A 20,593-nucleotide genomic window follows, 5' to 3' on the forward strand; every position below is an offset into this window, starting at 1 on the left:
GGCCATTGCTTGGCCCCGGCGTAAAAGGCCAATCTATTACAGATTCGTGCATCAGGCATTAAATCTGCGACAATTCGCACCCTGCCTTCACCAAGACTTTTGCGCACCTGATGACTGACGAATCGCCTGCAATCAACTCGCTGTTGAAAAATCTCGATCAAACCATGATCGCCGACCGCCACAAGCTACGTCGGCAGTTGCATGAGCTACGCAAAAAACCGGATGACGCCAAGCTGGCGGCGTGGGCCGAGCGTGTGCAGGCCTCGTGCGCGCAAGTCACGGCGCGGGCGGCAAGCGTGCCGTTAATACGTTATGACGAGAATCTGCCGATTGCCGCCAAGCGCGATGAAATCAAAGCGGCATTGCTCAAGCATCAAGTGTTGATCCTGGCCGGTGAAACAGGCTCGGGTAAAACCACCCAGTTGCCGAAAATCTGCCTCGAAATTGGCCGTGGACAGCACGGCTTGATCGGCCATACCCAGCCGCGCCGAATTGCTGCGCGCAGTGTCGCCACCCGGGTCGCTGAAGAGCTAGGGACTCCGCTGGGAGCGCTAGTCGGGTATCAAGTGCGGTTTGAGGATCAAAGTGATTCCAACACCCTGATCAAGCTGATGACCGACGGGATTTTGCTGGCTGAAACCCAGCATGACCGTTTCCTTGAGCGCTATGACACGATCATCGTCGACGAAGCTCACGAGCGCAGCTTGAACATCGACTTTTTGCTGGGTTATCTGAAGGTTCTGCTACCAAGGCGCCCGGATCTTAAAGTCATCATCACCTCTGCCACCATCGACCTTGAACGTTTCTCCAAACACTTTAACGATGCGCCGATTGTTGAAGTGTCAGGTCGAACCTATCCAGTCGAGACGTGGTATCGCCCGCTGACGTCGGAGCAGGACGAAGAGGGCAACAGTGTCGAAGAAGATCTAAGTGTCGACCAAGCGATCATCGCCACCTTGGATGAGATCGCCGCCCATGAGCGCAGCGAGCGCAAAAGCCCGGGTGACGTGTTGGTGTTTCTACCCGGCGAACGCGAGATTCGCGATGCCGCCGAAATACTGCGCAAGGCGCAACTCAAACACACCGAAATTTTGCCGTTGTATGCACGGCTATCACCGGCTGAGCAACAACGGATATTCCAGTCGCACCCAGGGCGTCGTGTGGTACTGGCGACCAACGTCGCTGAAACCTCGCTGACGGTGCCGGGTATTCGCTATGTAATCGACAGTGGCACTGCGCGTATCAGCCGCTACAGCTACCGAGCCAAGGTTCAGCGCTTGCCAATTGAGGCCATTTCCCAGGCCAGCGCCAATCAGCGCAAAGGTCGCTGCGGTCGTGTTGAGCCGGGGATTTGCGTGCGTTTGTACGCTGAAGAAGATTTCAACGGTCGTCCGGAATTTACCGACCCTGAGATTCTGCGTACCAACCTTGCGGCCGTTATCTTGCAGATGCTGCACCTGCGCTTGGGCGAAATTACCGCATTCCCGTTTATCGAACCGCCGGATGGCAAGGCCATCACTGACGGTTTTAACCTGCTGCAAGAGCTGTCGGCGGTTAACCGTGAGAACCAGCTGACGCCGTTGGGCCGCCAGTTGGCGCGCTTGCCGGTTGACCCGCGCATGGGCCGCATGTTGCTCGAGGCGGCGAAGCTGGGCAGTTTGCAAGAAGTGTTGATCGTCGCCAGTGCAATGTCGGTGCAAGACCCGCGAGAACGTCCACCAGAACGTCAACAGGCGGCCGATCAAGCTCACGCGCAATGGAAGGATGTGGACTCGGACTTTGCTGCGCTGATCAATGTGTGGCGCGGTTTTGAAGAACAACGCCAAGCGCTGACCGCGAGCCCATTGCGCAACTGGTGCCGCAAGAACTTCCTAAATTACTTGCGATTGCGCGAATGGCGGGACTCTCATCGCCAATTGAGCCTGATCTGCCGAGACATGCAGCTTAGCGTGAATAAAGAGCCTGCTGACTATCCCAAACTGCACAAAGCGGTGCTGTCAGGGTTGCTGAGCCAAATCGGGCAAAAAACCGAAGACGGTGATTACTTAGGTGCGCGTCAGCGCCGGTTCTGGATTCACCCCTCGTCAGGCTTGGGCAAAAAACGTCCGCAGTGGCTGATGACCGCCGAGTTAGTTGAAACCACCAAGCTGTATGCACGGATGGTTGCCAAAATTGACTCGGACTGGATTGAGCCGCTGGCGGGGCATCTGATTAAAAAGAACTACTTTGAGCCGCACTGGGAAAAGAAACGTGGCCAAGTAGTGGCTTATGAGCAGATCACGCTGTATGGCCTGATTGTGGTCGGTCGTCGCGCGGTGCATTACGGCCCGATTGACCCCGTGCTGTCGCGCGAAGTGTTCATCCGTGAAGGGCTGGTGCGCGGCGAGATTCAGTCTCGAGCCAAGTGCTTGACGGCCAATGCGCAATTGCTTGAGCAACTCGATGAGCTAGAAGCCAAGGCGCGGCGCCGCGACATCTTGGCCGACGAAGAAACGCTTTATGCGTTCTATGACGCTCGTCTGCCCGCTGAAATCCATCAGACCGCGACCTTTGACAGCTGGTACCGGGTGAATAGCCAGAAAGACCCGCAGTTGTTGATCATGCGCGAAGAGGACGTGCTGGCGCGCGAAGCCACCGAAATCACCGCCAAGCACTACCCGAACACCCTGCACCTAGGGGATTTGACCCTAGAGTTGAGTTATCACTTCGAGCCCAACCACCCGCGTGATGGCGTCACGGTTAAAGTGCCTGCTCCTTTATTGTCTGTACTGCCGCCCGAGCGGCTGGAATGGCTAGTGCCGGGCATGATCGAAGCCAAGTGCATTGCGTTAGTGCGCAGTCTGCCCAAGGCGCTTCGGAAAAACTTTGTCCCCGTGCCGGACTTCGTCAAAGCGGCCTTGCAGCGGATGGCGTTTGGCGAGGGTTCATTGCCACAGGTATTGGGGCGCGAACTCTTACGCATGACAGGCGCACGGGTGAGTGACGAGGCGTGGGCCGAAGCCGCACAGCAGGTCGAGAACCATCTGAAGATGAACCTCGAAATTGTCGATGGCGAAGGTCAGTTTCTGGGGGAGGGTCGCGACCTTGCCGAATTGACCGCTCGCTTTGCCCAAGCCAGCCAAGCTGCGCTCGCGGTGCCGCAAACTGCAAAAAGCCAGCAGCCTGTTGAGGCAAAAGTATTTGCGCCGGTGGCTGAAAAAGCCCAGCAAAAAATCGCCGGGCTATCGATGACGGTTTACCCGGCTTTGGTGGAAGAAGGCAACTCGGTCAAAGAGGGGCGTTTTTCGACACCGGCCGAGGCCGAGTATCAACATCGTCGAGCCTTGCAGCGTTTGCTGATGCAACAGTTGGCCGAACCGACCAAGTATTTGCGCAGCAAATTACCGGGGCAGACGGAGCTGGGCTTGTTGTATCGCGAACTGGGTCGGGTTGAGAGTTTACTCGAAGACATCCTACTGGCCAGCCTCGACAGTTGCATCCTTGAGGGCGAGACGACATTGCCGCGTGACGGTGCAGGCTTGGCCTCGTTGGCTGAGCGCAAGCGCGGTGCTTTGACCGAGCAGACCGAAAAGCTGGCCAACGTGACGCTGGACATTCTCAAACTGTGGCACGGGCTGCAAAAGCGCTTTAAAGGCAAGATCGACTTGGCGCAGGCCGTGGCCTTAAACGACATCAAACAGCAACTCAGCCATTTGGTGTACCCGGGCTTTGTTCGTGAAACGCCTGCGCTGTGGCTCAAAGAGTTGCCGCGTTACCTCAAGGCCATTGAAATGCGCCTTGAAAAACTGCCAGCTCAAGTGCAGAAAGACCGAGTGTGGAGTGGCGAGCTGAGTGGTTTGTGGGCGCAGTACCAAGCGCGGGCCACCAAGCACGCCCAAGAAGGCAAGCGCGATCCGCAGTTGGAGGTTTACCGTTGGTGGTTGGAGGAATACCGCGTGTCGTTATTCGGCCAGCAACTGGGCACCAAAGTGCCGATTTCTGATAAGCGATTGAGCAAGCAGTGGAGCTTGGTAGATGCTTGACTCTGCTGACGAATAACTGAGTAGACACTGCCGCAGGCTGCGATCTTTTGATCTTTAAAGATCGCAGCCTGCGCCAGCGCCTACGAAAAAACAGGTCGCACGCAACATGTTGCCTTTTATGGCAAACTTCGCGGCTATAAGTACCTGACGCGATTATTTTCTGCTTGAACAAAATAAGAGGAACGACCGTGAATAACGTCGTCATCAGTGGCACCGGCCTGTTCACCCCGGCCAACAGCATTTCCAACGAAGAGTTGGTGCAGTCTTACAATGCTTATGTCCAACAGTTCAACGCCGACAATGCTAGCGCTATCGAGGCCGGTGATATTGAACCTCTGGCTGAGTCCAACGCCGCCTTTATCGAAAAAGCCTCAGGTATTAAAAGCCGTTTTGTGATGGACAAGGAGGGCATCCTTGACCCACAACGCATGCGCCCACGTTTGCCTCAGCGTTCCAACGACGAGATGTCGGTGCTTTGCGAGATGGCGGTAGGCGCCGCCAAACAAGCGTTGGAGCGTGCTGGCAAGACCGCTGCTGATATCGACGGGGTGATCGTTGCCTGCTCAAACCTGCAACGCCCTTACCCGGCAATTGCCATTGAAGTGCAACAGGCTTTGGGTATCCAAGGCTTTGGCTTTGACATGAACGTCGCTTGCTCTTCGGCAACCTTCGGTTTGCAGACCGCCAGCAACAGTGTGCAACTGGGGCAGGCACGCGCAGTGCTGTTAGTCAGCCCTGAGGTGTGCACCGGTCATTTGAACTTCCGTGACCGTGACAGCCACTTTATTTTTGGCGATGCGGCGACCGCCATTGTGGTTGAGCGCGCTGACCTTGCGACCTCCGCGCATCAGTTCGACATCGTCAGCACCAAACTGCTGACCACATTCTCGAACAACATCCGCAATAACTTTGGCTTCCTTAATCGGGCATCTGACGAAAACCCCGACAGCCCGGACAAACTATTCGTGCAGGAAGGTCGCAAAGTATTCCGTGATGTATGCCCAATGGTGGCCGAATTGATTGGTCAGCACTTGGAAGAAAACAAGCTTGAAGTGACCGATGTAAAACGCTTCTGGCTGCACCAAGCCAACCTGAGCATGAACCACCTGATCGTCAAGCGCCTGTTAGGCCGCGAAGCGTCAGTTGAAGAAGCGCCGGTGATTCTCGATACCTATGCCAATACCAGCTCGGCCGGCTCAGTGATTGCCTTCCACACCTACCAAGATGACTTGGCCAGTGGTTCGCTAGCAGTGCTCAGCTCGTTCGGTGCAGGTTACTCGATTGGCAGTGTGATCCTGCGCAAACGCTAAGCCAAGCTCGCTCCTACAGGGCTGGGTGTACACACAGCCCTGGAGGAGCTGCCGAAGGCTGCGATCTTTTGATCTTCAACTAGCCGCGAGCAAGCTCGCGCCTACAGTGTTTATAAGCAGAGGAGCGTGAATGGCCGCCACTGACGACGTTCTCATGCTCCAACGCCTGCTTGCGGGTGAGCAGCAGGCTTTCAGGCAGTTGGTCAGTACCTATCAAGGAGCGATGCTCGCCGTAGCGTATGCGATTGTCGGCAACCGCCATGCCGATGAAGTGGTGCAAGATGCCTGGTTGTCAGTGGTGCGTAACCTTCAGGGTTTTGAAGCACGCTCCAGCCTCAAAACTTGGCTCCTGACGATCACCGCCAACGCCGCTAAAACCCGTTTGAAACATACCCGCCGTGAAGTCTTGCTCGACGACCTGCCGTCGCCCCACGGCACAGTTGATGATGGGCGTTTCGCCAGCGATGGTCATTGGTTGCTGGCGCCTTATGCCTGGCACGATGACACACCACAAGCGTTGCTCACTGAAGAAGAGTTGCGAGAGTGCCTTGAACACACGCTGCTCAGCCTGCCGCTGTTGCAACGCTCGGTGCTGATTCTACGAGAGCGCCAAGGGCTGGAGTTGCAACAGATTTGTAATCTTCTCGACCTCTCGCTCTCTAATGTCCGAGTGCTGGTGCATCGTGCCCGGCTTAAAGTATTTGCGACTGTGGAGCACTTCGGGGAGACGGGTGAATGTTGAGCTGTAAGCACTATGTTGCGCGATCAAGTGACCACATGGACCAGCAGTTGAGTGTTCGTGAGCATTTACAGGTACGGTATCACCTGCTGTTTTGTCCGAGTTGTCGGCGCTTTGTCAGGCAGATGCGTTTGATGCGGGTAATGGTGAAGGCGATGCCCGAACCGTTACCCAGTGATCTGGATACGACGGTTGAGCGAATGATGCGTGAGCAGTCGCGTCAGCGATAGAGCGCAGGCAAGACTTGCGTCGGTGGATGTGATGGGGGCCGACGACAGCCATGCTCTGCGGGAAAACACACACCACTGAATAGCTTCAGCGGTGTGTTTGTTGCGTGAAACGATTTAGAACTTGGCTTCTACGTCCAGTTGCAGCGTGTTGACCTTCGCGTCTTTCTGAGTCGACGTAGCGTAGTCAGCTTTGGTCAGGAAGTAAGTCACACCGACACCAAAGTTTTTGTCGATTTCGTAACCCAGTTTGACCTTGTGACCTCGAGAGCCGGTAGTTCCGTTAGCAAAGTCAGAATCGGTGAAGGCGCCGACCACTGCGTTACGCTGAACATCGCGGTAGTTGTAGTCCAAGCTAAACGCGTTGAGCTTGCTCTTGAAGCCCACCAGCCATGCGTCGTCTTGGTCGCTGTCGGTTTCGGAGTTATGCACATATTGGCCATACAAGGACAGCGGTAGCGGCAGGTTAGCGATATCGACCTGACCGAAACCTTCCCACAGACGGAACTCGCTGGTGCTGTTGCCGTTAACGGCCAAGGCACACGGAGTGGTTTTAGTGCCAGTGGTTGGGCAGCGGCTGTCCTCGTCGTTTTTGAAGCCGTAAACGCTACCCCCCAAGGTCACTTTCAAGCTGTCGGTTGGGGTGAAGCGAGCACCTAACTGACCGGCGTACATGCTCAAGTCATTTTTAAATTGCACGCCATCGCCGTTAACGTTGTCTTTGAGCGTGTAATAGCCGGTGCTACCGAACATCTCGACGCCACTGCTGCCCAAGTTGGTCTTGTAGGACGCCGACACACCTTCTGGGTTGATGTCGCTGTCCCAGATCACGTCGCCCATGTTGACCCACTGTTGTGGCATTTTGCCGCCGACCAAGTGCAGGTTCTTGATCGCTGTTGGATGGTAGTCCACATAAGCCATGTCCAGCCACAGCTGCTTCTTGTCGAAGTAGTTGTCCAAGTCTTGGTTGGTGGAGCGCGCGTCGTCGCTGCTGCCGGTGGCGATACGAATACCGGTGTTCACTTGCGGGTTGATTTCGGTGAAAGCGCCTAGACGCGCACGGATACGTTGACGGTCACGGTTTTTACCGTCGGATTCACCGTCAATTTTCACGGTTTCATGACGCACGCGAACGTCGCCTTTGAATTCGGTTTTGGCAGCCCATGCCACTTTCTGTTCGAAAGCGCTGAGGTCAGATTTTTTGACCTGTTGAGCCGCCGCCTCTTGCTGAGCTTGTTTCTCGCTGGTCAACTCGGTTTGCAGTTCGGCGTACTGTGAAGCGGATATAGAGCCGTTTGCTTTGAGCATTTCAAGCAGTTTTGCATCCACGGCAGCGCTCGCCGGAACACTCATGCCTAATACCAGCCCGCCACACAGTCCCGCCGCAATCCGTGTAGAAACAAGACGCATATGAATCTCCCAGTAGTGAGATGGCCCCAGCCACCCCAAGCACAATCGGTCCTTATGGACTCGTAAATATGATGTTTAGATGGAGTGACAAGCGGCTGGCTCATAACCCCGACTTCTAAGAAGCGGCGCCAGTATCGCGGCTGGATATGACAGAAAAGTGGCACGTTGATAGCAACTATGTGACATCGCACCTGAACGCTGAAACGAGTCACCTGAGGGCGTGTATTTTTGGCAAGGGCAGTCAGTGCAGTCACAGGTAAAAAAGCAGCGTCATGGACCAAGTGCTAAGATCGCCGCTCAATTGCACAGGTCAGGGGGCTTTGAATGCCGTTACAACGACTGGACAGCCTGTCCGCCATCTCGGCTCAGCAGTGGGATTCACTGGTGCCCGTGGCGCAACCGTTCCTTCGTCACGGGTTTCTCAGCGCACTGCAAGACAGCGGGAGTTTGGGGCCGCATTCCGGTTGGCAGTCTGAACACTTGGTGCTAGTGGAAAACGGTCAATACCTAGCGGCACTGCCCAGTTACAGAAAATGGCATTCCTATGGCGAGTACGTGTTTGATCACGAATGGGCGAATGCGTGCGAACGAGCCGGGATCGAGTACTACCCCAAACTGTTGAGCGCAGTGCCCTTCAGCCCGGTCACTGGCCCGCGATTGCTGGCTGCGCGGGTTGAAGACGGCCTTGAGTTATTGGCTGCATTGCCCGGCTATCTGGAACTCGAAGGGCTGTCCAGTGCGCACATCAACTTCACAGATGCTCAGGCGGATATCGTGCTGGGGCAACAGCCCGGTTGGTTGCAGCGCTTGGGTTGCCAGTTTCATTGGCAAAATCGTGAGTACCGGGACTTTCAGGACTTTCTCGATGCATTGAGTTCGCGCAAGCGCAAGCAAATGCGCAAAGAGCGTGAGCAAGTGGCAGGGCAGGGTGTTGAGTTTGAATGGCTAGAGGGGCAACAGGTCACTGAGGCCCAGTGGGACTTTGTCTACGCCTGTTACGCCAACACCTATGCCGTAAGACGGCAAACACCGTACCTGACCCGAGATTTTTTCAGTGTGTTGGCCGAGCGTATGCCCGAGTCGATTCGCGTCGTTCTGGCCAAGCAAGGTTCAACGCCGGTCGCTATGGCCTTTAGCTTGATCGGTGGCGGCAGTTTGTATGGCCGTTACTGGGGCTGTTTGGCGGAGTTTGACCGCTTGCACTTCGAGACGTGTTTTTACCAAGGTATGGAGTACGCCATCGCTCAAGGCATTCAGCGTTTTGATGCGGGCGCCCAAGGTGAGCACAAGCTAATACGCGGCTTTGAACCGGTGATTACCCATTCCTGGCATTACTTGCGCCATCAGGGTCTAAAAGCTGCCGTCAGTGATTTTCTGAACCGTGAGCGGGTCGGGGTCTTGGCCTATGCGCAAGAGGCGAGGGCAGCACTGCCTTACCGGCAAGCCTGACAGAGGCAGTGCTGATTTCAATCAAAAGCCAAAGAAGGATCAATGGTGTTTTTTGTAGGAGCTGCCGCAGGCTGCGATCTTTGCTTTTGAAGATCTATAGATCGCAGCCTGCGGCAGCTCCTACAGGAAAGTCGTTAGACGCTGGCTGTTGCTAGTGTTTGCAAGCTTGGCACTCTAAGTGGGCCTCCTAAATCAAAAGCTAAAACAAGATCAATGGCGTTTTTTCGTAGGAGCTGCCGCAGGCTGCGATCTTTGCTTTTGCAGATCACCAGATCGCAGCCTGATAGGGCGTGATCAGTCGATACCCACAAATCCCCCCGTTTGGTGCTGCCATAGACGGGCATACAACCCCTTGTGCGCGAGCAGTTCGGCGTGGGTGCCGGACTCGGCAATCTGGCCTTTTTCGAGCACCACCAAGCGGTCCATTCGGGCGATGGTTGAAAGCCGGTGAGCGATGGCAATCACGGTTTTACCTTGCATCAAGGTTTCGAGACTCTCTTGGATAGCAGCTTCGACTTCGGAATCCAGCGCTGAAGTGGCTTCGTCCATGATCAGGATCGGCGCATTCTTGAGTAAGACCCGCGCAATTGCGATGCGCTGGCGCTGGCCGCCAGACAGCTTGACCCCTCGCTCACCCACATGCGCGTCAAACCCAGTCCGACCCTGAGCGTCGGAAAGAGCCGGGATAAACTCGTCAGCCCGAGCTTTACGCACGGCTGCCCAAAGCTCTTCATCCGTGGCGTCCGGTTTGCCGTACAGCAAGTTATCGCGGATTGAGCGGTGCAGCAGAGACGTGTCCTGAGTGATCATGCCGATCTGCTCGCGCAAGCTTTCTTGCGTCACATCGGCGATGTTCTGATCGTCAATCAGGATTTTCCCGCCTTGCAGGTCGTACAGGCGTAGAAGCAGGTTAACCATCGTCGACTTCCCTGCGCCCGATGGCCCGATTAAACCGATTTTTTCGCCGGGTTTGATCACCAGGTTCAGGTCGCTGATGATTCCGCTGCGCTTACCGTAGTGAAAGTCCACGTGCTCAAAGCGCACTTCGCCACGGTCGACTTTAAGCCGTGGAGCGTTCTCTCGATCATTGACCGCAACGGGTTGTGCAATAGTTTGCAAACCGTCCTGAACGATACCGATGTTCTCGAAAATACCGTTGACCACCCACATGATCCAGCCAGACATATTGACGATACGGATCACCAAGCCGGTCGCCAGAGCAATGGCGCCGACGCTGATCAACGACTGGCTCCATAACCACAGCGCAAGACCGCTGGTGCTGACAATCAGCAGCCCGTTCATGGTGGTGATGGTGACGTCCATGCCGGTAACGAGGCGGCTGGCCAATTGGGTTTTTTCAGTTTGCTCGACGATCGCCTCGCGGGCGTACTGCTGCTCGTAGTTGGTGTGTGCAAACAGCTTGAGGGTGGTGATGTTGGTGTAGCCATCGACGATACGGCCCATCAGTTTGGAGCGCGCATCTGAAGACACCACCGAGCGCTCTTTGACCCGAGGCACGAAGTAATACAAGGCACCGATGTAGCACACAATCCAAGTCAACAGCGGAATCATCAGACGCCAGTCGGCTTCGGCAAATAGCACCAGTGAGCTGATGGCGTAGATCAGCACATGCCACAAGGCATCTACGGCCTGCACCGCCGAGTCACGCAGCGAGTTACCGGTTTGCATGATGCGTTGGGCAATCCGCCCAGCGAAATCGTTCTGGAAAAAATTGAGGCTTTGTTTCAGCACATAGTTGTGATTTTGCCAGCGAATCATGCTGGTCATACCTGGGCTCAACGCTTGATGAACGAGCAGATCATGCAGCCCAAAAAAAACTGGGCGAATGATTAGCGCGACCACTGCCATCCAGATCAACTCGCCACTGTGCAGGCTAAAAAAGTCGGTGTTGGGTGTGCCTTGGGCCAAGTCAATCAGGGTACTCAAGTAACTGAATAGCGAGACTTCAATCAACGAGGCGACTAGCCCGACCACCAGCAAGGCCGCGAATATCGGCCAGACTTGGCGCAGGTAGTAAAAGTAAAACGCCCAAACCGTATTGGGAGGTGCAGCGCTGGGAGCTTCGCGAAAGATATCGATCAGTTTTTCAAAACGACGGTAAAGCATGGTCACTGACGCCCGCTTTGCGGACTCTCCTTTAGTGATGTGACCGGCCTAGGCCGGTCAGGCTGCCCGCAGCGTTCTTAGCGGTTAGTCGATGCGTTTGGCGGACTTGATAAGAATTGGATCAGCAGGCACATCGCGCATACCAGATTTGGTCGTGGTCTGGGTGTTGACGATGTTGTCTACGACGTCCATGCCTTTTACGACTTTGGCAAATACGGCGTAACCGGTATCACGGCCCGGATCCAAGGCCGGGTTATCGGCCACATTGATAAAGAACTGGCTGGTCGCAGAGTCTGGGTTAGAAGTGCGCGCCATGGACAAGGTGCCGCGTACGTTGTGCAAGCCGTTGCTGGCTTCGTTTTTAATCGGGTCACGGGTTGGTTTTTGCGTCATCTGCGCTGTGAACCCGCCACCTTGCGCCATAAAGCCCGGAATCACGCGGTGGAAGATGGTGTTGTTGTAAAAGCCGCTGTCAACGTAGTCCAAAAAGTTCTTACTGCTGATAGGCGCATGCACCGGATCCAGTTCGACTTCGATTTGGCCGAAGCTTGTGTCTAGCAGCACGTGGGGTGCTTTGTTTGCCGCCGGTGTGGCGGCCATCAGGTTGGCAGCGAAGAGCAGGGCGCTAGCGGCAAAGGCGATTTTTTTCAACATAGATTAATAGTCCTGATAGGTGGAGCAACTGCGTCAGTCATTGCACGCGTTGGGTATGGAATGAGTGAGGTGAAGAGCTCGGGCTGCAATAAACGGCCAAACGCGAACCTTGGACAGGATATTCGTCAACGATGTTCCTGCCCATCGCTGTCATGCCTGTTCTGGCGCGGTAAATACAACGTCTAACGGTGCCGTATCAAAGGTGCGTAATAATTCGACCAGTATTTGCGTCGCCGGGCCAAGCGGTTTGTCTTTGTTGGCGTACAGGTAAAACACCGGATGACGATCTCCACCCTGATCCATCGGCAAGGGTTTGAGCAGGCCCTCGTTGAGTTCGCGCTCAATCATGTGCCGTGGTAACCAAGCAAACCCCAGACCGCTGGCAACAAACGCTGCCGCTGTGGCCAAGCTGCCGACTGTCCAGCGCTGTTCAGACCCCAGCCAGCCGACATCGCGTGGTTGCTGGCGGCCTGAGTCACGAATCACCACTTGTAACTGACTTTCAAGGTCTTGAAAGTGCAGCGCGCGTTGCATGCGATGCAAAGCATGCTCGGGATGCGCGACGGCTATGAATTCTACGGTGCTTAATTCAGTCCCCAAGTAGCCGGGAATATTGAAGCTACTTATAGCCAAGTCGGCCACACCTTCAAGTAGCACCTCCTCGACGCCGGACAACACCTCTTCACGCAGCCGTACGCGGCAGCCACGGCTTTGCGGCATAAAGGCAGTCAGGGCGCGCACCAGACGTGCATTTGGGTAAGCGGCGTCGACTACCAACCGGACTTCGGCCTCCCAGCCTTGTTCCATATGATGTGCAAGGTCTTCGAGCTGGCTGGCTTGTTTGACTAACTGGCGAGAGCGGCGCAATAACACACCACCCGCCTCAGTGAGCACGGCTTTACGTCCATCTATGCGCAGTAACGGAACGCCGAGTTGATCTTGCATGCGAGCGACGGTGTAGCTGACAGACGACTGTGAGCGGTGCAGAACTTCAGCAGCTTGCGCAAAGCCACCATGGTCGACTACCGCTTGCAGCGTGCGCCATTGATCAAGGGTCACGCGGGGCGCTTTCACGTTCTATTCCTTTGGTATTGAGTCAGTGTGTGGCCGCGGCCTAGCACAGCTGTTATAGAGTACTCATTAATAAACAAATTTATAGATAGGTTGTAGCAGATATTTACGCTTTTTTATCAGAAAAATACCCTCTAACATTTGCTCCATCGTCTTACAGAATTTTCAGATCGAGCCTACTTCTCATGGCTAAATGTTCTGATTGTAAAAAGTAGCTTTCAGAGATGACCTGAATCAGGTTTGTTAATCGACACATAATCGTCACATGGCTTACTTCACCTCATTGCTCCTTCAAGCAACCGGTTCGCGCATCGAACCTCCCTTGGCGCTTTCTTTGAGTGCCTTCGCCCGATCAGTCACTGAGCTGGATCGGGTTTTTTTTGTCCGGGTTTTACCGGCGGATAGCACAGCGTTGTGGAAAACCGCTAAGGTCGCGTCCATTCGATAGGCTGATGCTAAATTCCGGGCGAGAGATTTATGGGTTACTTGTTAATTGTGACGCTGATTCAGGCGTTTTCCTTCAGCTTGATTGGCGAGTATCTGGCAGGGCACGTCGACAGTTACTTCGCAGTGCTGGTGCGCGTAGTGCTGGCCGGGCTGGTGTTTATCCCGCTAACCCGCTGGAGCAAGGTAGAACCCGGTTTTATGCGGGGCATGCTGTTGATCGGCGCTCTGCAATTTGGGATTACCTATGTCTGTCTATACCTGAGCTTTCGGGTACTGACGGTGCCTGAAGTGTTGTTGTTTACCATTTTGACGCCGCTGCACGTGACCTTGATTGAGGACGCGCTCAACCGGCGTTTCAATCCGTGGGCATTGGTCGCTGCGCTAGTGGCTGTCTCGGGGGCTGCGGTCATTCGTTTCGACAGCATCAACCCGGACTTCTTCAAGGGCTTCCTGTTGTTGCAACTGGCCAACTTCACCTATGCCGCCGGTCAGGTGTTGTACCGGCGCTTGGTGGTGCGCTACCCGAGTGAGCTTCCAGATTACCGACGCTTCGGCTACTTCTATATCGGCGCTTTGGTGGTGGTTTTGCCGGCTTTTATGCTCTTCGGCAAAGAGCACTTCTGGCCCGACGCGCCTTTGCAGTGGGGCGTACTGCTGTTTTTGGGCCTAGTGTCTACAGCGCTGGGTATGTACTGGTGGAACAAAGGCGCGTGTTTGGTGAGTGGCGGGACTTTGGCGGTGATGAACAATCTGCATGTACCCGTGGGGCTGCTGCTCAACCTGTTGATATGGAATCAGCATGAACCGTTGGGCCGTTTGCTGCTGGGCGGGACGGTCATTCTTCTAGCCGTTTGGATCAGCCGGCTAGACCGTAGGCCTATCAGGGGCTAAGGTCTCTAAGGCCTAACTAACGCCTTAAAGGGGAGTGGGAATGACAGTCAAAGTGTTGATCTTGCCGGGCCTGAATAACTCGGGGGAAGATCATTGGCAAACGCGCTGGGAGAAGAACTACAGCGGTCTGAAACGGGTCCGTCAAGAAGATTGGAAAACCCCAGAATGCGCCGACTGGGTGCAGGAATTGCACAAAAAAGTGACTTCCAGCCAGCGCCCGGTGGTTCTCGTGGGCCACAGTTTGGCGTGTAACCTGATTGCTGCGTGGTCGCAACAGTATCCGGAGCAAGCCGAGAGGCAAATCCGTGGAGCGCTGCTGGTGGCCCCGATTGACACCGAAGCGCCGAGTTACCCAGCAGGTACTTCGGGGTTCACTCCCATGCGCTTAAGCAAGCTGCCCTTTAATTCGATTACGGTGGCCAGTACCGACGATCCATATGTCAGCGTCGAGCGCGCCGCCGCCTTCAGTCAGGCGTGGGGCAGTGAGTTGGTTTGGTTGCAGCAGGCCAAACACATTAATGACCAAAGCGGCCTAGGCGCTTGGCCCGAGGGTATCGAGTTGTTGTTCAAGCTCACAGGGGACCCGCAGTTCAAGCAAACCTGACACACCGTGCAGGAATAAGGCTGCGATCAACGCTATTACTGTTGATCGCAGCCTTTTTATTTATTGCTCTTCTATCGCCTGCGGCGCATTGATTTTGTTTAACAGCCCATTGCGCAAGTCGTTGCCGCTCGGCTGTTGATACAAGCTCAATCCGAACTCAGGCAGTACCGAGATCAAATAATCAAAAATATCGCCTTGGATTTGCTCGTATTCATCCCACGCCGTCGTCCGCGTAAAGCAGTAAATCTCAAGGGGAACGCCCTGAGGCGTTGCTTGAAGCTGGCGCACCATGCAGGTCATATTCGGTTGGATCTGGGCGTGGCTCTTCAAGTAGGCCAGGGCGTAGGCGCGGAAAGTGCCAATGTTGGTCATGCGTCGACGGTTGGCGGCTAATGCGGCTACTTCGCCCTGCGCCTCGTTCCAACTGGCAAGCTCGGCTTTTTTGCGCACTAAGTAATCGCTTAGCAAACGCACCTTTTCTAGGCGCAGCTCCTGCTCATCGCTCAAGAAGCTGATTTCTCCCGCATCAATAAATAAGCTGCGCTTGATCCGACGGCCACCGGACTGTTGCATTCCGCGCCAGTTTTTGAACGACTCGGACATCAGGCGCCAAGTCGGAATCGAAACGATGGTCTTATCGAAGTTCTGAACCTTGACCGTGTGTAAGGTGATGTCCATGACGTCGCCGTCGGCACCCACCTGTGGCATTTCGATCCAGTCACCTACGCGCAGTAGGTCGTTGCTGGTCAACTGAACGCTGGCTACAAATGACAACAGCGTGTCTTTGTAAACCAGTAAGAGAACCGCAGACATGGCGCCCAAGCCCGAGAGCAAGAGCATTGGTGAGCGGTCGATCAGGATCGAGACAATGATGATCGCGGAGAACACGAACAGCAGCATTTTACCCAGTTGAATATAGCCCTTGATGGGCCGGGTCTTGGCGTAATTGGTGCGCGAGTAGATGTCGAGCAGTGCGTCGAGCAATGCGCTGATCACTCGGGTCAGCACAAAAATGGTGATGGCTAACGCTAGGTTGCCAAGGAAGTTGCGACCGGCATCGGTCAGCTCGGGCACAAAATTGCGTCCGAATTGGATAACGAGTGAGGGCGTCATTTGCGCGATACGGTGAAACACCTTGTGCTCACGTAAATCGCTTACCCAATGCAGCGCGGGCTGGCGAGCCAGCATCTTGGTTACGCGCAAAATAATGATGCGGGCAATGTATCCAGCAAGCAGGGCGACGCTCACCAAAATAATCAGACCGACAATAGCTGACAGCCAAGGGTTTTGTTCGAGGCTGGCCCAAAAGCCTTGCATATAGCTCCAGAGTGTTTGCGTATCCATAAGTTAAAGCGTTATCCCAAAAAGAAATGGCGACGTAATTAGAGCATTTCAAACCTGTTTTTGGGCTGTCTTTGAAGCAAACACCCTAAAAATGCATTTGTTTCACCTAGTTGATGCAAAGAAACTCGGCCTGAGCGCTCGAAACCGTTACTCTATGCCGCTGATTTTTTGTATTTCTTCGAGGTAGCACCCGTGTTTTCCGATTTCGCCCTGCACGAACGCCTGCTTAAAGCTGTGGCCGAGCTTAAATTTGTCGAGCCTACACCTGTGCAGGCAGCGGCTATCCCGCTCGCGCTCGAAGGGCGTGACCTGCGGGTTACAGCTCAAACCGGGAGTGGCAAAACCGCTGCTTTCGTTCTGCCGATCCTCAATCGTCTGATTGGCCCCGCCAAAATTCGTGTCAGCATCAAAGCGTTGATTTTGCTGCCGACCCGCGAACTGGCCCAGCAAACACTGAAAGAAGTTGAACGCTTTGCGCAGTTCACGTTCATCAAGTCCGGGCTGATTACCGGCGGTGAAGACTTCAAGGTGCAGGCTGCCATGTTGCGCAAAGTGCCGGATATCCTGATCGGCACGCCGGGCCGTATGCTGGAGCAACTCAATGCTGGCAACCTGCAACTGAACGACGTCGAAGTCTTGGTACTCGACGAAGCGGACCGCATGCTGGATATGGGTTTCGCCGAAGACGTTCAGCGCTTGGTTGATGAGTGCCCAAATCGTCAGCAAACCATGCTGTTCTCGGCCACCACCGGTGGTTCGGGCCTGCGTGACATGATCGGCAAAGTGCTGAATAATCCGGAGCACTTGCAACTCAACCAAGTTAGCCAGCTTAACGCCACCACTCGTCAACAAGTGATCACCGCGGATCACAATCAGCACAAAGAGCAAATTGTGAACTGGTTGCTGGCGAACGAGACTTATCAAAAAGCCATCGTCTTCACCAATACCCGCGCCATGGCCGACCGTATCTACGGTCGTTTAGTGGCTCAGGAATACAAGGCGTTTGTCTTGCATGGCGAGAAGGATCAAAAAGATCGCAAGCTGGCCATTGATCGACTGAAGCAGGGCGGCGTAAAAATCCTGGTTGCCACAGACGTTGCGGCTCGTGGTTTGGACGTTGAGGGGCTGGATCTGGTTATCAACTTTGATATGCCACGTAGCGGTGATGAATATGTTCACCGTATTGGCCGTACAGGTCGTGCGGGTAACGATGGCTTGGCAATCTCGCTGATTTGCCATGGTGACTGGAACCTCATGTCCAGCATTGAGCGTTATCTGAAACAAAGCTTCGAGCGTCGTACCATCAAAGAAGTCAAAGGCACCTACAGCGGGCCTAAAAAGGTCAAGGCTTCAGGTAAGGCGGTCGGCGTTAAGAAGAAAAAAACCGATGCCAAAGGCGACAAGAAAAAGACCGGTGCCAAGGCGCCGACCAAGCGCAAAATTGCCAATCGTCCTAAGACTGACGCCTTGTCGTTGGTGAGCAAAGATGGCATGGCGCCGCTTAAGCGTCGCAAGCCAGAAGCGCCGGCGGCTGAGTAGTATTTACGGCTTAAGACTGCTGATGATCCGCCGATCGGTTCATCCTCCTTCTGAGAAGAGGCTTCGGTAACGGCCACTTAGGGTTACGCCCTTACGGCGTTTCACTTTGCAAAAGCGGCAAAGTAACCAAAACGCTTTTGCCCCAACCACTCGGTGCCTCGCTGTGGCTTGGCATGCCCTCACACAGGCATTGCTCCGTGGGCCTGCCGCGATCGGCCATCCTTGGCCGTGTCGCGGCTAACCCGGCGTCCTGCCGGGTTACCCACTGCGCAAAGCCTGTGTGGGGCCAGCGTGGTTTAACGGGGCCTCTAAGATCAAAAACCAAATCAAAAGCTACGCAACCAGCTTCTCGTAGGCGCTGTCGCAGGCTGCGATCTTAGCGATTGTGCAAGGATTTTGTAGCTGCTGAGGAACGAAGCGAGGCTGGGCAGCAGACGTAAAACGGCGTACAGAACCTGTACTGCACTAGAGAAGGCCAAAGCCCCCTCAATAAAACGTACGTTCTGCCTTGAACGTCAGCAAACCATCGCACTGTGGATTTTGCCCCGAGTAGGCAGAGCAATCACCGCCATCGAGGCTGGAGTCACTGTAAATCACGTTCAGATCTAAGCCTTTCCAAGGGCGCGAGAGGGTGATCGACCAATCATTGAAGGTGCTTACGCTCCCTCCATCGGCGATGGACACCGGCGTACCTAACTGATGAGTGGTGTATTTCAAGCGCACCCCAATGCCGAGGGGGCGATTGGCTCCTAAATCGGCAAATACCGTGCTGTCACGTCGATCTGGATCATTGCTGAACGCAGCGCCCAGGTGAGTGCCCAGCAAGCTTAGCCCTGCATAGAACTGGTGGCTGTCCATGGGGCTGACTTTGGGATAGCTGTACTGAATGACCCCCAGTTCATAACTTAAGGTCTGGTCAAAAGGGTGTTTGTAACCGAGGTAGGAATCGACTTCGAGGTTACTGCCCGGCTTGATACCCATGGTGGGCGCCCACTGGCCGATGTACCAGCCACTGTCGTGAGTCAGATCAAGGCCGCCGTGGAAGGTCGAGCCGGGGCTGGTCGGTTTGACCAAGCCTTGTGCCATGCTGCGGCTCGGCTGGGTGCCTAGCTTAAGGTCGAAGTCGCCCAGCTCGCGTGAAAACACCTGCGCGTTGATTGCCGCGCTAGACAGTAGTGTGCCAGTGAGCAGTAACGTCCGTGTGAGCATGGGCCACTCCCTTAACAGCTGGATGCAGTGATTGGCTCGAAGGCTTGATTTAGAGAGGTTCAAGAATACGGATGTCTGCACGCAGATGGGTGCCGTTCGTCGATTTCTTAATTGTGCGGTGAGGAGAGTGCCCTAGCGCTTTGAAAGGCAAAGCGCACAGGACCCTATAAAGCGAGGAGGTGTATTACTTCTTGCCCAGCGAAATTTGCTTGGATGCGCCGAAAGTTTGGCCGCTGACACCTTTATCAATTTGTTGAATCTCGCCGCCGGACTTCAGGAATGCGGCAATTTGCGCATTGATTGAATCACTGGTTTCAACAGCGGGAGCTGGCTTTGCTTTGCTGGCGGATGCTTTTACACGCATGGCGACTATTCACCTGTAGAAAATAACTTGGCCAGCGATAATAACTGAAATGCTTGACAAATGCTTGTTAAATATCCTTCTACAATATTAGACGACCATAATGCTGAACATAATAAACAGGATAATAGTCCGCTAACTCGCTGTTTTAATTCATATCATCAGGCTAATTTTGGGCTGAGCAAGCAGGCTTAAGGCGTGCGTTGGGTGACGAGTGGTTCCCTGATTTCGACAAAAATCCCTGATAAATCATAGCTTTTTGAAAAAATTCAACCCTGTGCCGCGCTGAATCCATGTGATCGCGCAAACTCGGGTAGAATGCCGCTCACGTAATGAGGGTAATGCACATGGCTTTAATCGGTCGCTATAACAGCTTGCAAGTGGTCAAACACACTAACTTTGGTTTGTATTTAGACGGTGGCGCGGACGGTGAGATTCTGTTGCCCAACCGTTATATTCCTAAAGATATTCCCAGTGAAGATGAAGATTGGCTCAATGTATTTATTTATTTGGACAGTGATGACAAGTTAATTGCCACTACTGAAAAACCAAAAGTACAAGTCGGTGAGTTTGCCAGTCTTAAAGTCGTCGAAATCAATAGCATCGGCGTCTTCCTTGATTGGGGGCTCCCTAAAGATTTGCTGTTGCCGTATTCCGAAGAAAAACGCCAGATGACCGCAGGCGAATATGCCGTGGTACACGTTTATCTCGACAAGCACACTCGGCGCATCACCGCCACGGCACGCTTGGACCGCTACCTTGATAAAACCCCGGCCAACTATGAGGTGGGTCAGGAAGTTGATTTGTTGGTGGCAGAAGCCACGGACATGGGCTTCAAAGCTGTCATCAACAATAAACACTGGGGTTTGATCCACAAGAATGAAGTCTTCAAGTTCTTGCGCGCGGGTAAGCAAGAAAAAGGCTACATCAAAGAGGTGCGTGCCGACGGCAAAATCAGCCTTAGTTTGCAGCCGGTTGGGCAGCAGGCTGCCAGCAGCCTTAACTCTAAAATCCTCAGCAAGTTGCGCGACAACGATGGCGTACTGGCAGTGAGTGATAAGAGTGCACCTGAGTTGATTAGCAGCCTGTTTGGGGTCAGCAAGGGCAACTTTAAAAAGGCCATTGGCGCGCTCTACAAAGAGGGCAAAATTGTCATCCACGCTGATCGTATCGAGCTGGTGTAAACCAA

The 20,593-nt window shown here is 54.3% G+C and carries 16 protein-coding genes; 9 read left to right on the forward strand and 7 right to left on the reverse strand.

The features are described from left to right. Positions 1-110 precede the first annotated feature (110 nt). The 4 genes from hrpA to AQS70_RS23455 all read left to right on the forward strand — a co-directional run bounded on the left by hrpA (position 111) and on the right by AQS70_RS23455 (position 6,301). Complete coding sequence (gene hrpA / locus AQS70_RS19690) at positions 111-4,022, forward strand: ATP-dependent RNA helicase HrpA (RefSeq protein WP_055104418.1); 3,912 nt, start codon at positions 111-113, stop codon at positions 4,020-4,022. A 188-nt stretch (positions 4,023-4,210) separates the two neighbouring features. Next, the gene (locus tag AQS70_RS19695) at positions 4,211-5,332 is read left to right on the forward strand and encodes a beta-ketoacyl-ACP synthase III (RefSeq protein ID WP_055104419.1); all 1,122 of its coding nucleotides are present in this window, start codon (positions 4,211-4,213) and stop codon (positions 5,330-5,332) included. A 130-nt stretch (positions 5,333-5,462) separates the two neighbouring features. Further along, a complete protein-coding gene (locus AQS70_RS19700; protein ID WP_055104420.1) occupies positions 5,463-6,074 on the forward strand; it encodes an RNA polymerase sigma factor in 612 nt (203 codons plus the stop codon). Then, a complete protein-coding gene (locus AQS70_RS23455; RefSeq protein ID WP_082428161.1) occupies positions 6,068-6,301 on the forward strand; it encodes an anti-sigma factor family protein in 234 nt (77 codons plus the stop codon). The genes AQS70_RS19700 and AQS70_RS23455 overlap by 7 nt, the downstream gene beginning before the upstream one ends. 114 nt (positions 6,302-6,415) lie before the next feature. On the opposite strand, the gene AQS70_RS19705 is transcribed toward AQS70_RS23455, so the two are convergent. Continuing rightward, complete coding sequence (locus tag AQS70_RS19705; protein WP_055104421.1) at positions 6,416-7,708, reverse strand: putative porin; 1,293 nt, start codon at positions 7,706-7,708, stop codon at positions 6,416-6,418. 324 nt (positions 7,709-8,032) lie between these two features. Here AQS70_RS19705 and AQS70_RS19710 point away from each other — a divergent pair, with 324 nt between their 5' ends. Further along, positions 8,033-9,157: a GNAT family N-acetyltransferase gene (locus AQS70_RS19710; protein WP_055104422.1), complete on the forward strand. Its 1,125-nt coding sequence runs from the start codon at positions 8,033-8,035 to the stop codon at positions 9,155-9,157. 294 nt (positions 9,158-9,451) lie between these two features. On the opposite strand, the gene AQS70_RS19715 is transcribed toward AQS70_RS19710, so the two are convergent. The 3 genes from AQS70_RS19715 to AQS70_RS19725 form a co-directional block, all read right to left on the reverse strand. Beyond that, entirely contained in the window at positions 9,452-11,284 is a 1,833-nt protein-coding gene (locus AQS70_RS19715; protein WP_055104423.1) for an ABC transporter ATP-binding protein, read from the reverse strand. A gap of 84 nt (positions 11,285-11,368) precedes the next feature. After that, complete coding sequence (locus AQS70_RS19720) at positions 11,369-11,938, reverse strand: peptidylprolyl isomerase (RefSeq protein WP_055104424.1); 570 nt, start codon at positions 11,936-11,938, stop codon at positions 11,369-11,371. A gap of 150 nt (positions 11,939-12,088) precedes the next feature. Next, positions 12,089-13,012, reverse strand: a complete 924-nt coding sequence (locus tag AQS70_RS19725) for a LysR family transcriptional regulator (protein ID WP_055104425.1) — start codon at positions 13,010-13,012, stop codon at positions 12,089-12,091. 474 nt (positions 13,013-13,486) lie between these two features. On the opposite strand from AQS70_RS19725, the gene AQS70_RS19730 reads away from it, so the two are divergent. Beyond that, a complete protein-coding gene (locus AQS70_RS19730) occupies positions 13,487-14,347 on the forward strand; it encodes a carboxylate/amino acid/amine transporter (protein ID WP_055104426.1) in 861 nt (286 codons plus the stop codon). A 40-nt stretch (positions 14,348-14,387) separates the two neighbouring features. Beyond that, positions 14,388-14,951 carry an RBBP9/YdeN family alpha/beta hydrolase gene (locus tag AQS70_RS19735; RefSeq protein WP_055104427.1) on the forward strand — a complete coding sequence of 188 codons (564 nt, stop codon included), beginning with the start codon at positions 14,388-14,390 and terminating at the stop codon, positions 14,949-14,951. Between the two features lie 60 nt (positions 14,952-15,011). On the opposite strand, the gene AQS70_RS19740 is transcribed toward AQS70_RS19735, so the two are convergent. After that, positions 15,012-16,295: a mechanosensitive ion channel family protein gene (locus tag AQS70_RS19740; RefSeq protein ID WP_055104428.1), complete on the reverse strand. Its 1,284-nt coding sequence runs from the start codon at positions 16,293-16,295 to the stop codon at positions 15,012-15,014. A gap of 192 nt (positions 16,296-16,487) precedes the next feature. Here AQS70_RS19740 and AQS70_RS19745 point away from each other — a divergent pair, with 192 nt between their 5' ends. After that, complete coding sequence (locus AQS70_RS19745; protein ID WP_055104429.1) at positions 16,488-17,834, forward strand: DEAD/DEAH box helicase; 1,347 nt, start codon at positions 16,488-16,490, stop codon at positions 17,832-17,834. A 486-nt stretch (positions 17,835-18,320) separates the two neighbouring features. On the opposite strand, the gene AQS70_RS19750 is transcribed toward AQS70_RS19745, so the two are convergent. Both AQS70_RS19750 and AQS70_RS19755 read right to left on the reverse strand, forming a co-directional pair. Continuing rightward, a complete protein-coding gene (locus tag AQS70_RS19750; protein ID WP_055104430.1) occupies positions 18,321-19,043 on the reverse strand; it encodes a TorF family putative porin in 723 nt (240 codons plus the stop codon). A gap of 184 nt (positions 19,044-19,227) precedes the next feature. Continuing rightward, the gene (locus AQS70_RS19755) at positions 19,228-19,407 is read right to left on the reverse strand and encodes a hypothetical protein (RefSeq protein ID WP_055104431.1); all 180 of its coding nucleotides are present in this window, start codon (positions 19,405-19,407) and stop codon (positions 19,228-19,230) included. A gap of 344 nt (positions 19,408-19,751) precedes the next feature. Between AQS70_RS19755 and AQS70_RS19760 the strand changes: the two genes are divergently transcribed. Continuing rightward, complete coding sequence (locus tag AQS70_RS19760; protein WP_055104432.1) at positions 19,752-20,588, forward strand: CvfB family protein; 837 nt, start codon at positions 19,752-19,754, stop codon at positions 20,586-20,588. Positions 20,589-20,593 lie beyond the last annotated feature (5 nt).

This window comes from Pseudomonas endophytica (assembly GCF_001411475.1).
Lineage (GTDB): Bacteria > Pseudomonadota > Gammaproteobacteria > Pseudomonadales > Pseudomonadaceae > Aquipseudomonas > Aquipseudomonas endophytica.

Excerpts from the sequence above, each read along its gene's own strand:
- hrpA (WP_055104418.1), top strand. The coding sequence starts at position 111 with ATGACTGACGAATCGCCTGCAATCAACTCGCTGTTGAAAAATCTCGAT.
- AQS70_RS19700 (WP_055104420.1), top strand. The coding sequence starts at position 5,463 with ATGGCCGCCACTGACGACGTTCTCATGCTCCAACGCCTGCTTGCGGGT.
- AQS70_RS23455 (WP_082428161.1), top strand. The coding sequence starts at position 6,068 with ATGTTGAGCTGTAAGCACTATGTTGCGCGATCAAGTGACCACATGGAC.
- AQS70_RS19705 (WP_055104421.1), bottom strand. The coding sequence starts at position 7,708 with ATGCGTCTTGTTTCTACACGGATTGCGGCGGGACTGTGTGGCGGGCTG.
- AQS70_RS19710 (WP_055104422.1), top strand. The coding sequence starts at position 8,033 with ATGCCGTTACAACGACTGGACAGCCTGTCCGCCATCTCGGCTCAGCAG.
- AQS70_RS19715 (WP_055104423.1), bottom strand. The coding sequence starts at position 11,284 with ATGCTTTACCGTCGTTTTGAAAAACTGATCGATATCTTTCGCGAAGCT.
- AQS70_RS19720 (WP_055104424.1), bottom strand. The coding sequence starts at position 11,938 with ATGTTGAAAAAAATCGCCTTTGCCGCTAGCGCCCTGCTCTTCGCTGCC.
- AQS70_RS19730 (WP_055104426.1), top strand. The coding sequence starts at position 13,487 with ATGGGTTACTTGTTAATTGTGACGCTGATTCAGGCGTTTTCCTTCAGC.
- AQS70_RS19735 (WP_055104427.1), top strand. The coding sequence starts at position 14,388 with ATGACAGTCAAAGTGTTGATCTTGCCGGGCCTGAATAACTCGGGGGAA.
- AQS70_RS19740 (WP_055104428.1), bottom strand. The coding sequence starts at position 16,295 with ATGGATACGCAAACACTCTGGAGCTATATGCAAGGCTTTTGGGCCAGC.
- AQS70_RS19750 (WP_055104430.1), bottom strand. The coding sequence starts at position 19,043 with ATGCTCACACGGACGTTACTGCTCACTGGCACACTACTGTCTAGCGCG.
- AQS70_RS19755 (WP_055104431.1), bottom strand. The coding sequence starts at position 19,407 with ATGCGTGTAAAAGCATCCGCCAGCAAAGCAAAGCCAGCTCCCGCTGTT.
- AQS70_RS19760 (WP_055104432.1), top strand. The coding sequence starts at position 19,752 with ATGGCTTTAATCGGTCGCTATAACAGCTTGCAAGTGGTCAAACACACT.